Genomic DNA, 15,479 nt, shown 5'->3' with positions numbered 1-15,479 from the left:
AGACGAGGCGTGAGCGCAAGCAGCGTTCCGACAGTGCCGCTTGCTCCCAATACTCTCTCCCGCTGGCGGGAGAGATGCCCCGAAAGGGGCAGTGAGGGTGGCGCGGCGTTTCAATAGGTGAGGGCGCTCGCAGGGATGGACTCTCCCCTCACTGTCGCTTTCGCGACATCTCTCCCCTCCGGGGCGAGAAGATTGGGGAGCTTTGCGGCGAGGCTTGCGTGGTGATCCGGTAGCTGAGGAATTTATTCCTGTTCGAACTCGATCAGCGCACCCTGAAAATCCTTGGGATGGGCGAACAGGACAGGCTTGCCATGCGCGCCGGTCTTCGGCTTGCCGTCGCCGAGTACGCGGATGCCGCATTCGCCAAGCCTGGCCGAGGCATCGGCGATGTCCTCCACCTCGAAGCAGAGGTGATGGATGCCGCCGCTCGGGTTCTTGTCGAGGAAACTGGCGATCGGCGAGTCTTCTCCCAGCGGGTGCAGCAGTTCGATCTTGGTGTTGTCGAGGGTGATGAACACGACGGTCACACCGTGTTCGGGAAGGTCCTGCGGCTCGGACACTTTCGCGCCCAGTGCTTCATAGCTTGCCGCTGCCTCGGCAAGGTCGGGCACGGCGATGGCGACGTGGTTGAGGCCTTTGATCATGCTAGCGGTTCCTCCGCTTGCCCTCGAGCAGGTCGAGCAGCGAATTGGCAGAGTCGAGCACGTTGGTGCCGGGGCCGTAGACGGCGGCGACGCCGTTTTCCAGCAGGAAATCATAATCCTTGCGCGGAATGACCCCGCCGACGACGACGATCACTTCGTCGGCGCCGCGCTTCTTCAGCGCCTCGATCAGCTGCGGTGCGAGCGTCTTGTGGCCGGCGGCGAGCGATGACATCCCGACGATATCGACCTTTTCGCTCAACGCGAGATCGGCGGCCTCCTCCGGCGTCTGGAACAGCGGGCCGGCGACGACATCGAAGCCGATATCGCCGTAGCCGGAGGCGATCACCTTGGCGCCGCGGTCGTGCCCGTCCTGGCCGAGCTTGGCGATCAGCACGCGCGGCGCGCGGCCCTTTGTCTCGGCATAGGCCTTCAGCCGGTCGGTGATGACGGCATATTCGGGGTCGTCTTTGTAGGCCGCGCCATAAATGTTGCGCACAACCTTGGGCGTGGCGGCGTAGCTGCCGAAAGCCTCGCGCATCGCATCCGATATCTCGCCGACGGTTGCGCGCGCCCGCGCTGCCTCGACGGCCGCCTCCAGCAGATTGCCCTCGCCGGTCTTCGCCACCTCGGCAAGCCGGGCAAGCGCCCGGTCGCAGGCCTTCGGATCGCGCTGGCGGCGGGTTTGTTCGATCCGGCGGATCTGGGAAGCGCGCACCGCCGAATTGTCGATATCGAGCGTTTCGATCGGCTCCTCGTTTTCAAGCCGGAACTTGTTGACGCCCACGATCACCTCCTCGCCCCGGTCGACGGCGGCCTGACGGCGGGTCGCGGCCTCCTCGATCATCTTCTTCGGAAGGCCGGCGTCGACGGCGGCGGTCATGCCGCCCTCGGCCTCGATCTTCTCCATCAGCGCCCAGGCCTTGTCGGCGAGCTCATTGGTCAGGCTCTCGACGTAATAGGAGCCGGCCAGCGGATCGACCACCTTGGTCACCCCGGTCTCGTTTTGCAGGATCAGCTGGGTATTGCGGGCGATGCGGGCGGAAAATTCGGTCGGCAGCGCCATCGCCTCGTCAAGCGCGTTGGTGTGCAGTGACTGGGTCCCGCCAAGGGCCGCCGACATCGCCTCATAGGCGGTGCGGACAACGTTGTTATACGGGTCCTGCTCCTGCAGCGAGACGCCGGAGGTCTGACAATGTGTCCGGAGCATCAGCGAGGAGGCCTTCTTCGGCTCGAATTCCTCCATGATCCGCGTCCATAACAGCCGCGCGGCGCGCAGCTTGGCCGCCTCCATGAAGAAGTTCATGCCGATCGCGAAGAAGAAGGAAAGCCGGCCGGCAAAGGCATCGACATCGAGGCCCTTGGCGAGAGCTGCGCGGACATACTCGCGCCCGTCGGCAAGCGTGAAGGCAAGCTCCTGCACCAGCGTCGCGCCCGCCTCCTGAATGTGGTAGCCGGAAATCGAGATCGAGTTGAACTTGGGCATTTCCTGCGCGGTATATTCGATGATGTCGGCGATGATCCGCATCGAGGGTTCGGGCGGGTAGATATAGGTATTGCGGACCATGAACTCCTTGAGGATGTCGTTCTGGATGGTGCCGCTCAGTTTTTCGCGGGGAACGCCCTGTTCCTCGCCGGCGACGATGAAATTTGCAAGGATCGGGATCACCGCGCCGTTCATGGTCATCGACACCGAGATCGTCTCCAGCGGAATGCCGTCGAACAGGATCTTCATGTCCTCGACCGAGTCGATTGCAACGCCCGCCTTGCCGACATCGCCCACCACGCGCGGATGGTCGCTGTCATAGCCGCGATGGGTGGCGAGATCGAAGGCGACGGAGACGCCTTGCTGGCCGGCGGCGAGATTGCGGCGGTAGAAGGCGTTGCTCTCCTCCGCCGTGGAAAACCCGGCATATTGGCGGATGGTCCATGGCCGGCCCGCATACATGGTGGCGCGCGGACCGCGCACGAAGGGCGCGAAACCCGGCAGGCTTCCGATATAGTCGATGCCCTCGAGGTCCTGCGCCGTGTAGAGCGGCTTGACCGCGATCCCCTCCGGCGTGTTCCAGGTCAGGTCCTCGACCGGCTTCTTCGCCTCTTTCTCGGCGAGCGCCTTCCAGTCCGCGATGGTCTTGTCGTTCGACATCGTCATTTCCTCCCGCCGGTCCTCATTCGAATTCCATGATCATTTCATCGACGGCAAGGCTCTGGCCGGTTTCGACGGCAACGGCCTTCACCACGCCGCGCCTTTCCGCGCGCAGGATGTTTTCCATCTTCATCGCCTCCACGGTGGCAAGCGCCTGGCCGGCCTCGACCGTATCGCCCGTTGCGACCGACAGCGCGGTGATCACGCCCGGCATCGGGCAGAGCAGCATTTTCGAGGTGTCCGGCGGCATTTTGTGCGGCATCAGTTTCGCCAGCGCCGCCACATGCGGCGAGCGGACCCGCGCCGTAACATCCATGCCGCGCCAGCGCAGGCGGATCGCGGGGCCCTTCAGATCGACCTTGATGCCAACAGGACGGCCATCGACCTCGAAACGGGCATGGCTCATCCCCGGCTGCCAGTCGCCGGCAACACTTGTCGTCTTGCCATCGGCAAAGGTGACCGTGGCAATGCTTCCGGCCGCGATCGTCAGCGTGAAGGCGTGGCCGGCAAGCGTGACCACCCAGTCGGCGCCGACGGATCGGCGGTGATTGTCGATGGTGCCGGAGATATGGGCCGCCCGGTCCTGTACCCGGTAATTGATCAGCGCGGCGATCGCCGCCAGCATCCGGGCGGCATGGTCGTCCGGTTCGACGCCGGCAAAGCCGTCGGGAAATTCCTCGGCGATATAGGCGGTGGTCAGCCGGCCGGCGCGGAACCGCTCCTGGCGCATGACCGCCGAAAGAAACGGCAGGTTGTGACCGATGCCCTCGACCTCGAAATTGTCGAGCGCGTCGCTCATCGCATCGATCGCGCTGGCGCGGTCGGGGGCGTGGGTGCAGAGCTTGGCGATCATCGGGTCGTAATACATCGAGATCTCGCCGCCCTCGGTGACGCCGGTATCGTTGCGCACCACGGATCCGTCGGGATAGCGTCCCTCCTGCGGCGGGCGATAGCGCGTCAGCCTGCCGATCGAGGGCAGGAAATTGCGGTAGGGGTCTTCGGCGTAAAGCCGGGTTTCGATCGCCCAGCCCTTGAGTTCCACATCATCCTGACCGAAGGACAGAGCTTCGCCGGCGGCTACACGGATCATCTGCTCGACCAGATCGAGCCCGGTGACAAGCTCGGTCACCGGATGCTCCACCTGCAGCCGGGTGTTCATTTCGAGGAAATAGAACTTGTTCTGCCTGCCATCGACGATGAACTCCACCGTGCCGGCGGAGTGGTAGCCGACCGCCTTGGCCAGCGCCACGGCCTGCTCGCCCATGGCCTTTCGCGTCGCTTCATCCAGGAAAGGCGAGGGCGCTTCTTCGATGACCTTCTGGTTGCGGCGCTGGATCGAGCATTCGCGTTCGCCGAGATAGAGACAGTTGCCGTGCTTGTCGCCCAGCACCTGGATTTCGATATGGCGCGGCTCGGTGACGAATTTCTCGATGAAGATGCGGTCGTCGCCAAAGGCATTCTTGGCCTCGTTCTTCGAGGACTGGAAGCCTTCGCGCGCCTCATCGGCATTCCAGGCAATCCGCATGCCCTTGCCGCCACCACCGGCCGATGCCTTGATCATCACCGGATAGCCGATCTCGTCGGAGATTTTTACCGCCTCGTCGGCATCCGCGATCAGCCCCATATGGCCGGGCACGGTGGAAACGCCGGCCTCGGCCGCGAGCTTCTTGGAGGTGATCTTGTCGCCCATCGCCTCGATCGCGCCGACGGGCGGGCCGATGAAGGCGACGCCTTCCTTTTCGAGGGCTGCGGCAAAAACCGGGTTTTCGGAGAGAAAACCATAGCCCGGATGCACCGCATCCGCGCCGGACTCCCGGATCGCCGCGATGATATTGTCGATGACGTTATAGGACTGGTTGGAGGGGGCGGGGCCGATATGCACGGCCTCGTCGGCCATTTTCACATGCAGCGCATCGCGGTCGGCATCGGAATAGACCGCGACCGTTGCAATGCCCATGGTCTTCGCCGTCTTGATGACCCGGCAGGCGATTTCGCCGCGATTGGCGATAAGGATTTTCTTGAGCGACACCGTCAAACCTCCAGATGATCTTCGAATGATTCCGGGAAACTCGCCCGCGCCACCGGTTCGTTGATCACCAGCATGGCTTCATAGGACTGCGGATCGAAATCCTGCTCGACCGCGACGACCTCGCGACCGAACAGCAGCGACAGGCGCGCCGCGTCGAGATTGCCGCGCTCGAACGGCTGATCGCCGAAATGGTGCCAGAGCGCGTGCAGAAAGGCGGCATCGACGAGGTGCTCCTTCGAGCCATGGCGAGCCTTGCGCGGCAGGGCCTTGATCGGCGTCACCCGTTTGGGATTGGCGCGGCGGATGACGAACTGGATGCCGGTGCCGGGCATGCCGGAGGGAAATCCGCGATGCTTTGTCATGTCGGGCAGTTTGGCCATTTCAGTCTCCTTCAGCCGCGCCATCGGGCCTTATAAATTGCGCCTTACAATATGCCGTCGAAATCCGACGCGGCGTGACGTTCCTTGAGCGCGGGCTCGCCCGACGGCTTGTTCACGATCGAGCCGCGCTTGATCGCGGGGCGTTCCGCCAGTTGCCTGGTCCAGCGCTGGACATGCTCATATTCATCGACCGAAAGGAACGTGCCGGCGTCATTATAGGCGCCGTGCTGGGCAAGGCGTCCGTACCAGGGCCAGATCGCCATGTCGGCAATGGTATATTCGCTGCCCGCGATGAACTTGTTTTCCGCAAGCTGGCGGTTCAGCACATCCATCTGGCGCTTGACCTCCATGGCATAGCGATCGATGGCATACTGGATCTTGATCGGCGCATAGGCATAGAAATGCCCGAAGCCGCCGCCGAGGAAGGGCGCAGAGCCCATTTGCCAGAACAGCCAGTTGAAGGTTTCGGCCCTGGGCCGGGGATCCGTCGGCAGGAAAGCGCCGAATTTTTCCGCGAGATAGGTCATGATCGAGCCGCTCTCGAACAAGCGCACCGGTTCGCCGCCGTCCTTCGGCGCATGGTCCATCATCGCCGGGATCTTGGAGTTCGGATTGACGCCGACAAAGCCGGAGCCGAACTGGTCGCCGTCGCCGATCTTGATCATCCAGGCGTCGTATTCGGCGTCGCCATGGCCGGCTTCGAGCAGTTCCTCAAGCAGGATTGTCGCCTTCTGGCCGTTGGGCGTGCCGAGCGAATAGAGCTGCAGCGGATGCTTGCCGACCGGCAGTTCCTTGTCATGGGTGGGGCCGGCGGTCGGCCGGTTGATGCTGGCGAAGGCGCCGCCATTGCCCGGCTCCCACGTCCACACCTTGGGCGGGACGTAGCCGGCGGGCAGGTTGTTTTCGGGCGGAAACTTGTTCTCGGTCATGGGATTGTGTCCTCTGTGGTGGCCGCGCGCGATGCGAAGGCGCGGCGGGCACTCTATATAGGCCCCGCCGCAGCGACATTCTGCCCCTATAACGGCCCTATAACGGCATTGTGTCGTGTTTCTTCCAGTGCGTGTCCGCCCGCTTATTGCGGAGAGAGGCGAAGGCGCGGGCGATGCGGCGGCGGGAGGAATGCGGCATGATCACCTCGTCGATGAAGCCGCGTTCGGCGGCGACGAAGGGGTTGGCGAAGCGCTCCTCGTATTCGGCCACCCTGGCGGCGATCTTCTCGGCATCGGCCAGATCGGCGCGGTGGAGGATTTCGGTCGCGCCCTTCGCGCCCATCACCGCGATCTCGGCCGTCGGCCATGCATAATTGATATCCGCGCCGATATGTTTCGAGGCCATCACGTCATAGGCCCCGCCATAGGCCTTGCGGGTGATCAGCGTCACCATCGGCACGGTGGCCTGGGCATAGGCGAACAGCAGTTTCGCACCGTGCTTGATGACGCCGCCATATTCCTGGCCGGTGCCCGGCAGGAAGCCCGGCACGTCGACCAGCGTCAGAAGCGGAATGTTGAAGGCATCGCAGAAACGCACGAAACGGGCCGCCTTGCGCGAACTGTCGATGTCGAGGCAGCCGGCCAGCACCATCGGCTGGTTGGCGACCACGCCGACGGTCTGGCCTTCGATGCGTAGAAAGCCGGTGATGACGTTTCTGGCATAGGCTTCCTGAAGTTCGAAGAAATCGCCCTCGTCGGCAAGCGCCAGGATCAGCTCCTTCATGTCGTAGGGCTTGTTGGAACTGTCGGGGATCAGCGTGTCGAGGCGTTTCTCGATCCGGCCCGGATCGTCGTGGAACGGGCGCACCGGCGGTTTTTCGCGATTGTTCAGCGGCAGGAAATCGAATAGCAGCCGGACCTGTTCCAGCGTTTCGATATCGTTCTCGTAAGCCCCGTCGGCGACGGAGGACTTCTTTGTATGGGTGTCGGCACCGCCGAGTTCTTCCGCCGTGATCACCTCGTTGGTGACGGTCTTCACCACATCCGGGCCGGTGACGAACATGAAGGAACTGTCGCGCACCATGAAGATGAAATCGGTCATCGCCGGGGAATAGACCGCGCCGCCCGCGCAGGGGCCCATGATCACCGAAATCTGCGGGATCACGCCGGAGGCCTCGACATTGCGGCGGAACACTTCGGCATAGCCGGCAAGCGAGGCGACGCCTTCCTGAATGCGCGCGCCGCCGGAATCATTGAGGCCGATCACCGGCGCGCCGTTCTTCACCGCCATATCCATGATCTTGCAGATCTTCTGGGCGTGGGTTTCCGACAGCGAGCCGCCAAGCACGGTGAAATCCTGCGAGAACACATAGACCTGGCGGCCATTGATCGTGCCCCAGCCGGTGACCACGCCATCGCCCGGCACTTTCTGTCCGGCCATGCCGAAATCGACGCAGCGATGGGTGACATACATGTCGTATTCTTCGAACGAGCCCTCGTCGAACAGCACGTCGATGCGCTCGCGCGCCGTCAGCTTGCCCTTGGCGTGCTGGGCGTCGATGCGGCGCTGACCGCCGCCAAGACGGGCTTCCTCCCGCCGCGCTTCCAATTGCTCCAGAACTGTTCGCATGTCTCTCCCCATGTCACCTGAACCGTGGCCATAACCCAAAGCCGCGTCCCAGAATATGATTGAACGCGTGAGTTTGTTAAATTATAAAATGGCAAAACTGAAATTGCGAATTTGCGAACATGGCCACCGGAAAACTCTTCATCGGACGCAAGGTGCGTGAACTCAGGCTCCATGGCAACATGACCCAGAGCCAGTGCGCCGAACGGCTCGGCATTTCGACCAGCTACCTTAACCAGATCGAGAACAACCAACGCCCGGTTTCCGCCGCCGTGCTTCTGGCGCTGGCGGAGAAATTCCAGCTCGATCTCAGCGACCTTTCGTCGGGGGAGGGGGACCGGCTGCTCTCGGCGCTGACGGAAGCGCTGACGGATCCGGTGTTCGAGAACTATACGCCCGGTCTTCAGGAGTTGAAGCTCGTGGTCCAGAACGCGCCCGGCTTCGCCCACGCGCTGCTCGCCGCCCATCAGGCCTATCGGCGGATGAACGAGCAGCTTGCCGGCTTCGATGATACCATTTCGCGCGCGAGCCCGCTGGAGGCAACGCCCTATGAGGAAGTGCGCGATTTCTTCCATTTCGTCGACAATTATCTGCACGATCTCGATATCAACGCCGAAAAGCTGGCCGCAGAGATCGGCATCGGCGAGGCCGACGACGCAGCGCTTCTCGCCGCCCATCTTGAAAAGGCGCACGGCGTTAGGGTGCTGCGGATCGGCCCGGAAAGCGCGCTGATCAGGCAATACGATCCCAAGCAGCGCACGCTGGCGATCAATGCTTCTATCCCGCAATCGACCCGCAACTTCCAGATGGCGCTGCAGATCGGGCAGTTGCATGCGGCCGATCTGATCGACCGGATCGCGGCGGAGGCTGGGTTCCGCTCGCCCGAGGCGGTCGATATCTGCCGGGCCGGGCTACAGAATTATTTCGCCGGCGCGCTGATGATGCCCTATCGCAAATTCCTCACGGCCGCCCATGAACTGCGCCACGATATCGAACTGCTGTCAGCCCGGTTCGGCTCCTCGCTGGAGCAGGTCTGTCATCGGCTTTCGACGCTGCAGCGCCCCGGGCAGAAGGGCGTGCCGATCTTCTTTGCGCGGGTCGACCGCGCGGGCAACATCACCAAGCGCCACAGCGCCGCCAAGCTGCAATTCGCCCGCTTCGGCGCAGCCTGTCCGCTCTGGAACGTGCATCAGGCCTTCGAACAGCCCGACCGGATCATCCGCCAGTTGGCCGAAACGCCCGATGGCGCGCGCTATCTCTGTCTGGCGACCCAGATCACCAAGGGCGGCGGCGGCTTCTTTGCGCCCAAGCCCACCTATGCGATCGCGCTCGGCTGCGAGGTCTCCTATGCCGGCGCCTTCGTCTATGCAGACGATCTCGACGCCGACAATCGCGCCGCCTTCAGCCCGATCGGCATTTCCTGCCGGATCTGCGAGCGCACCAAATGCCCGAGCCGCGCCGTGCCGCCGCTGAAACGCAAGATCGCCGTCGACCAGAACCAGCGGCATTTTCTGCCGTATGAACTGATGTGAGGCGGCGGGTCGCTATTGGACCTTCGGGCCGGCTTCGGTGCAGTTGTTCGGGAACCATTTCGTCAGGAAATCGACGAAGGTGCGCACTTTCTGCGGCAGATAGCGGCGGTGCGGGTAGATGGCATAGATCGCCGCGCTGGTCGGCAGTTGATCGTCGAACAGGGTGACGAGTTCTCCCGATGCAATTGCTTCGGTGGCAATAAAATCGGGCACCAGCGCCGCGCCCAGCCCCGCGATCGCGCCGCGCATGGTGGTGATCGGCGAGTTGACCGATACCGGGCCGTGGATCGGCACGGTGTAGACGGTGCCGTCCTCGGGATTGCGGAACCTGAGCGAGCCGTGGGATTTCGGGTTGGTATCGACCAGGAAGGGCACATGGGCGAGATCGGCGGGCTTTTCCAGCGGCCGGTCGAGCGCCGCCAGCCATGTCGGCGACACGCAGACGAGCGACCTGAAATCCGCGAGCTTGCGCGCGATCAGCGCGGAATCCTCTAGGCTGGTGATCCGGATCGCGACATCATAGCCTTCCTCGACGAGATCGACGAACCGGTCCTCGGCGACGATTTCCAGTGACAGGTCCGGATGAGCGGCGGTGAAATCGAGCAGCGACCGGCCGACCGGGGCATCGATGAAGGTGCGGGGCACCGAAACCTTGAGCTTGCCGCGCAGGTCGGAATTGTTAGCCCGCACCGTATCGGAGAGGTTGTCGACGTCCTGGACGATGTCGATCACGCGGCGATGATAAAGCTGTCCAGCCTCCGTCAGCGAGAACTGCCGGGTGGTTCGGTTCAACAAGAGCACGCCGAGATCGTCCTCTAACTCACGGACATATTTCGAAAGCAGCGCCTTGGAACGGCCGGTCTTGCGGGCGGCGGCGGAAAAGCCTTCTGCCTCGACCACGTCGATGAAGGCCCGCATTCTCGTCAAAGTGTCCATTGCCGCTCCTTGAAAGGGCTTGCGAAAAAATTACTGAAGTTTTGTCAATCACATAGCATCTTCAACGGGATACAGGGGAAGATTTTGGGGTTGCCCCACTTGATTTTCAAGTCCGGTTTTAATATCTCTCCGCTTGCCCAAAGTCGCGCGTGCCTGTGGGTGTCCGCCGAACTCTCGAATGGTGAGGGTCACGGTAAGGTACCTGGAACTAACCCCTCCAGTCGCTTCCCGGCCAACCGGTCAAGCGAGGACATCTTGAAGCAACGACGGTGCGGGCCTTTCTGGTGTCTCCCGGATTTCCATCCCCGGGGTACTAAAGAGGCACATACCTTCATTGCCGGAAGTGCGGCGGGTCAATCCCCCAATCCAAGGCAGACAAAGCCGGATCATCCTTGTTTTTCAGGGCTGATTCAAACTTGAGCGTTCGCCGCAACCGTTCCCCGGGGTCTCCACCGGCCGGGTTCGTGCGCGGATCGATGCGCCCTTTGTCATCCGGAAAATTCCGGATCAGAATGCTTCAGAAGGGGTTAGAACAATGACCACCGAGCGTATCGCAGAATTCTTCCGCACCCGCCGTCCCGATGGCCCTTGCCTGGTCGTGGACCGCGAAGTCGTGCGCGACAACTACACCGCCTTCCGCCGCGCCCTGCCCAACAGCGACATCTTCTACGCGGTCAAGGCCAACCCGGCGCCGCAGATCCTCGAGCTGCTCGCAGGCCTCGGCTCCAACTTCGATTGCGCGTCCGTCGCCGAAATCGAAATGGCGCTGGAAGCCGGCGCCACCGCCGACCGCATCTCCTTCGGCAACACCATCAAGAAGGAGCGCGACATCGCCCGCGCCTATGCGCTCGGCGTCAACCTGTTCGCCGTCGATTGCCATGAGGAAGTCGAGAAGATTTCCCGTGCAGCCCCTGGCGCGCGTGTGTTCTGCCGCGTTCTGACCGATGGCGAAGGCGCCGAATGGCCGCTGTCGCGCAAGTTCGGCTGCGTCCCGGCCATGGCCGTCGACGTGCTGGTCTATGCCCATCAGCTGGGTCTCGCAAGCTACGGCGTATCCTTCCATGTCGGCTCGCAGATGACCAAGGTCGAAGCCTGGGACGCAGCGCTTTCCGATGCCAAGCGGGTGTTCGCGCAGCTTGCCAAGCAGGGCATCTACCTGCAGATGGTCAACATGGGTGGCGGTTTTCCGACCAAGTATCTGCGCGACGTGCCGACGGCGGAAGCCTATGGCCAGGCGATCTTCGCGGCGCTGTCCCGCCACTTCGGCAACCAGCTCCCGCGCACGATCATCGAGCCGGGTCGCGGCATGGTCGGCAATGCCGGCGTCATCAAGTCGGAAGTCGTGCTGATCTCGAAGAAGTCCGACGATGACAAGCATCGCTGGGTGTTCCTCGACATCGGCAAGTTCGGCGGTCTCGCCGAAACCATGGACGAGGCGATCCGTTACCCGATCCGCACCGAGCGTGACGGCGACGAGATGGAGCCTTGCGTTCTCGCCGGCCCGACCTGCGACAGCGCCGATGTGATGTACGAGAAGAACATGTATCCGCTGCCGATCTCGCTGACGATCGGCGACGAGGTTCTGATTGAAGGCACCGGCGCCTACACCACGACCTATGCGTCGGTGGCGTTCAACGGCTTCGAGCCGCTGAAATCCTACGTCATCTGAGGATTTCCCTTGCACATCGGTGCGGCTTGAGGAGAGCCGCACCGGGATAACCGACCGGGGCCACGCCCCGGCCATCCTGTTGCACTGTAATTTTGGGGGATAATCCGATGGCCCCGGTTCTCGCTGAAATTTCTGTCCAGTCCTTCGTTATTGCCGAAGAGGCCTCTTTCGACGTGCCCGCGCGCGAAGCGCTGCTTGATCGCGCCATGGGACCGATGCGCAAGAAGAAATCGTCGGAGAAAATCCGCCGCAACCGCCTGCCGGCCGACGGCCTGGCGTTGGTTGCCCGCGATGACGCCGGCATGCTGATCGGCACGGTGCGCCTGTGGCACGTGGATGCCGGCATTGCCGCTGACGGGCGCGGTCTGCCCGCGTTGCTCCTCGGCCCGCTCGCCGTCGAGCCCGGCCTTTCCGGCAAGGGCGTCGGCGGAGCGCTGATGCGCGCCGCGATCGCCGAAGCCGCAGCGCGCGGCCACGGTGCGATCCTGCTCGTTGGTGATCCGGAATATTACGCCCGCTTCGGCTTTTCCGCCGACAAGGCCGAGCTTCTGGTGATGCCCGGCCCGTTCGAGCGTCGCCGCTTTCTCGGGCTCGAGCTCCAGGCGGATTACCTGAGCGGCGCCACCGGCGTTCTCGTGGCCTCGGGCCGGAAACTCCCGTCCGCACGGGTCAAACCCTTCCGCCGCGCCGCCTGAACCTTCTTCACCGTACAAAGCTCCGCTGATTTCCGATCAGGCCTTGCAGCCCCTATTCCCCCTTGAGGGGGAGATGCCCCGACAGGGGCAGAGAGGGGTGAAACCTATCCGAGAATTCGGAGCATGCGGCTTCCGCCCATACCCCTCTCTGTCGCTTTCGCGACATCTCTCCCTCAAGGGGGGAGATCGGTTGGGGGCTATGCGGCGAGGTGTCACAAAAAACCCGGCCGCAGTGGCCGGGTTCGTTCATTCGATTCAGCGATCGCTCAGCCTGCGGCGCGGGTCTTCTCGAAGCGCTTGCGCTCGTTGGAGTCGAGATACATCTTGCGCAGGCGGATCGACTTCGGGGTGACTTCCATCAGTTCGTCGTCCTGGATCCAGGACAGCGCGCGATCGAGGGTCATGCGGATCGGGGGCGTCAGCTTCACCGCCTCGTCCTTGCCGGCCGAGCGGATATTGGTGAGCTGCTTGCCCTTCAGCACGTTGACCTCGAGGTCGTTGTCGCGGGTGTGGATGCCGACGATCATGCCGGCATAGACCTTGTCGCCCGGCTCGATGATCATCGGGCCGCGGTCCTCGAGGTTGAACATCGCGTAGGCCACGGCCTCGCCGGACTGGTTAGACAGCAGAACGCCCTGGCTGCGGCCGCCGATCTCGCCCTTGAAGGGCTGGTAGTCGTGGAACAGGCGGTTCATGATCGCCGTGCCGCGGGTGTCGGTCAGAAGCTCGGACTGGTAGCCGATCAGGCCACGGGTCGGGGCGAAGAAGCGCAGGCGCACGCGGTCGCCGCCCGAGGGGCGCAACTCGACCATCTCGCCCTTGCGCTCGGCCATCTTCTGCACGACGACGCCGGAATGCTCCTCATCGACGTCGATGACGACTTCCTCGATCGGCTCCATCAACTGGCCGGTTTCCGCGTCATTATGCATGACGACGCGCGGACGCGAGACGGCAATCTCGAAGCCTTCGCGGCGCATGGTCTCGATCAGGACTGCGAGCTGCAATTCGCCGCGGCCGGAGACGTAGAAACTGTCCTTGCCCTCGGCTTCCTCGATCTTCAGCGCGACATTGCCTTCGGCTTCCTTGAACAGGCGGTCGCGGATGACGCGGCTCGTCACCTTGTCGCCTTCCGTGCCGGCCAGCGGGCTGTCGTTGACGATGAAGGACATCGTGACGGTCGGCGGGTCGATCGGCTGGGCGGTCAGCGGCGTGGTGACCGACGGATCGCAGAACGTGTCGGCAACCGTGCCCTTGGAAAGGCCGGCGATCGCGACGATGTCGCCCGCCTGGGCTTCCTCGATCGGCTGACGCTCGATGCCGCGGAAGGCGAGGATCTTGGAGACGCGGCCGGTTTCGACGGTCTTGCCGTCCTGGCCCAGCACCTTGACCGCCTGGTTCGGCTTGATAGAGCCGGAATGGATGCGGCCGGTGATGATGCGGCCGAGATAGGGGTTGGCTTCCAGAAGCGTGCCGATCATCGAGAACGCGCCCTCGGCAACCTTCGGCGCCGGTACGTGGTCGACAACGAGATCGAGCAGCGGGCCGAGGCCCTGATCCTGCGGACCTTCCGGCGAGGTGTTCATCCAGCCGGCGCGGCCGGAGCCGTAGAGAATGTGGAAGTCGAGCTGCTCGTCGGTGGCGTCCAGCGCCGCGAACAGGTCGAAGACCTCGTTGACGACTTCATCGGCGCGGGCGTCCGGGCGGTCGATCTTGTTGATCGCGACGATCGGGCGCAGCCCCACTTTAAGTGCCTTGCCGACCACGAATTTGGTCTGCGGCATCGGGCCTTCGGCGGCGTCGACCAGAACGATCGCGCCATCCACCATCGACAGGATGCGCTCGACCTCGCCGCCGAAATCGGCGTGGCCGGGGGTGTCGACGATGTTGATGCGGGTGTCCTTCCAGACGACCGAGGTCGCCTTGGCGAGAATGGTGATGCCGCGCTCTTTTTCGAGGTCGTTTGAGTCCATCACGCGCTCGTCAACGCGCTGGTTTTCGCGGAATGCGCCGGACTGTTTCAGAAGCTCGTCGACAAGGGTCGTCTTGCCATGGTCAACGTGCGCGATGATCGCGATGTTGCGAAGTGCCATATTTTTAGATCTCTGGGGCTGGGGCGCAGTCAATGTTCTGGGGAGGAGCGCCCGGTACTCATGGGGGCGCTCTTACACATATTTTGACGAAAACGAAAGAGAATGTTTTGTGGCAGCCCCTTCGGCCCCGCCGTTATTTGCCGGAAAGGGGCGGTTTTGCATCAGGGCGGGGCGTGCTAGCCGGCGGCGACGGGCTCGCATTCGCCAAGCCGGCTCTCCAGAAGATCGAACAGCGCACCGCCGGTCTGCGGATGGCCGTCGCGGGATTTGAAGGGGATGCGGATGCCGTCTTTCGGCTTGAATACCGGGAGATGACCTTTGGGCGCATCGTCGGGCGAAAACGACATGGCGTTATAGGTGAGCCATTTTCCATCCTTGCGCCACCCGACGGCCTCACCGAACGCGACGAGCGTTTCCGGGGCCGACAACAGCAACACGTCATCCGGCGTGGTTTCCGGCAGCGCGTCCAGCACCTCACGCTGGGCGGAAAGACCGAACTTGCCGCCGGAGGCTTCGGCAAACAGCCGGTCCATATAGATGATATCGGCGCAGGGGAGCCTCTCGACGTCATCCTTGCCGAGCCAGCCGTCATTGGTGCGGTTGGCGAGGATCAGCGTGATTTCGGAGGCCTCGGTATTGGCGGCGCGGAAATCGCCTTTGGCAAGCGCGGCGCGCATCTGTTCGTAGCGGCGCGCCGGATCATGCGCGCCGGTGCTATCGAGAAAGGTCAGCGCGCTGACCACAATGGCCGCAATGGCGGCACAGACGGCAAGAAGGGTCTTGTTGCTGAAAAGCCTGTTCATCC

Annotated in this window: 12 protein-coding genes; 3 read left to right on the top strand and 9 right to left on the bottom strand. The window is 63.1% G+C overall.

Going from position 1 to position 15,479, the window contains the following annotated elements; translation table 11 throughout:
- Window positions 1–242: 242 nt before the first annotated feature.
- The 6 genes from mce to K7H91_RS18155 all read right to left on the bottom strand — a co-directional run bounded on the left by mce (window position 243) and on the right by K7H91_RS18155 (window position 7,755).
- Window positions 243–644, bottom strand: coding sequence for a methylmalonyl-CoA epimerase (gene mce / locus K7H91_RS18180; protein ID WP_230721643.1), 402 nt, complete (start codon window positions 642–644; stop codon window positions 243–245).
- Between the two features lies 1 nt (window position 645).
- Window positions 646–2,787 carry a methylmalonyl-CoA mutase gene (gene scpA, locus K7H91_RS18175; RefSeq protein WP_230721642.1) on the bottom strand — a complete coding sequence of 714 codons (2,142 nt, stop codon included), beginning with the start codon at window positions 2,785–2,787 and terminating at the stop codon, window positions 646–648.
- A 22-nt stretch (window positions 2,788–2,809) separates the two neighbouring features.
- Complete coding sequence (locus K7H91_RS18170; protein ID WP_230721641.1) at window positions 2,810–4,822, bottom strand: acetyl-CoA carboxylase biotin carboxylase subunit; 2,013 nt, start codon at window positions 4,820–4,822, stop codon at window positions 2,810–2,812.
- Window positions 4,819–5,196 carry a hypothetical protein gene (locus K7H91_RS18165; RefSeq protein ID WP_018065014.1) on the bottom strand — a complete coding sequence of 126 codons (378 nt, stop codon included), beginning with the start codon at window positions 5,194–5,196 and terminating at the stop codon, window positions 4,819–4,821. The genes K7H91_RS18170 and K7H91_RS18165 overlap by 4 nt, the downstream gene beginning before the upstream one ends.
- 44 nt (window positions 5,197–5,240) lie before the next feature.
- Window positions 5,241–6,125, bottom strand: coding sequence for a glutathione-dependent disulfide-bond oxidoreductase (gene yghU / locus K7H91_RS18160; protein ID WP_230721640.1), 885 nt, complete (start codon window positions 6,123–6,125; stop codon window positions 5,241–5,243).
- A gap of 97 nt (window positions 6,126–6,222) precedes the next feature.
- Window positions 6,223–7,755 (bottom strand): acyl-CoA carboxylase subunit beta, encoded by a 1,533-nt coding sequence (locus tag K7H91_RS18155; RefSeq protein ID WP_230721639.1) that lies wholly within the window; start codon window positions 7,753–7,755, stop codon window positions 6,223–6,225.
- A 119-nt stretch (window positions 7,756–7,874) separates the two neighbouring features.
- Here K7H91_RS18155 and K7H91_RS18150 point away from each other — a divergent pair, with 119 nt between their 5' ends.
- Complete coding sequence (locus tag K7H91_RS18150; protein ID WP_230721638.1) at window positions 7,875–9,284, top strand: helix-turn-helix domain-containing protein; 1,410 nt, start codon at window positions 7,875–7,877, stop codon at window positions 9,282–9,284.
- A 12-nt stretch (window positions 9,285–9,296) separates the two neighbouring features.
- Here K7H91_RS18150 and K7H91_RS18145 read toward each other — a convergent pair whose 3' ends face one another.
- The gene (locus tag K7H91_RS18145) at window positions 9,297–10,220 is read right to left on the bottom strand and encodes a LysR family transcriptional regulator (protein WP_230721637.1); all 924 of its coding nucleotides are present in this window, start codon (window positions 10,218–10,220) and stop codon (window positions 9,297–9,299) included.
- Window positions 10,221–10,755: 535 nt separating this feature from the next.
- Between K7H91_RS18145 and odc2 the strand changes: the two genes are divergently transcribed.
- Both odc2 and K7H91_RS18135 read left to right on the top strand, forming a co-directional pair.
- Entirely contained in the window at window positions 10,756–11,889 is a 1,134-nt protein-coding gene (odc2, locus tag K7H91_RS18140) for an ornithine/lysine decarboxylase (protein WP_230721636.1), read from the top strand.
- Window positions 11,890–11,996: 107 nt separating this feature from the next.
- Window positions 11,997–12,584 carry a GNAT family N-acetyltransferase gene (locus K7H91_RS18135; protein WP_230721635.1) on the top strand — a complete coding sequence of 196 codons (588 nt, stop codon included), beginning with the start codon at window positions 11,997–11,999 and terminating at the stop codon, window positions 12,582–12,584.
- Window positions 12,585–12,850: 266 nt separating this feature from the next.
- On the opposite strand, the gene typA is transcribed toward K7H91_RS18135, so the two are convergent.
- Both typA and K7H91_RS18125 read right to left on the bottom strand, forming a co-directional pair.
- Window positions 12,851–14,674 (bottom strand): translational GTPase TypA, encoded by a 1,824-nt coding sequence (gene typA / locus K7H91_RS18130; RefSeq protein ID WP_230721634.1) that lies wholly within the window; start codon window positions 14,672–14,674, stop codon window positions 12,851–12,853.
- A 176-nt stretch (window positions 14,675–14,850) separates the two neighbouring features.
- Complete coding sequence (locus tag K7H91_RS18125) at window positions 14,851–15,477, bottom strand: GUN4 domain-containing protein (RefSeq protein ID WP_230721633.1); 627 nt, start codon at window positions 15,475–15,477, stop codon at window positions 14,851–14,853.
- Window positions 15,478–15,479 lie beyond the last annotated feature (2 nt).

The organism is Martelella mediterranea (assembly GCF_021021415.1).
GTDB classification, from domain to species: Bacteria; Pseudomonadota; Alphaproteobacteria; order Rhizobiales; family Rhizobiaceae; genus Martelella; species Martelella mediterranea_C.
Note: the sequence above shows the minus strand (reverse complement) of the source record. Positions and strands in the feature narration are given on the sequence as shown.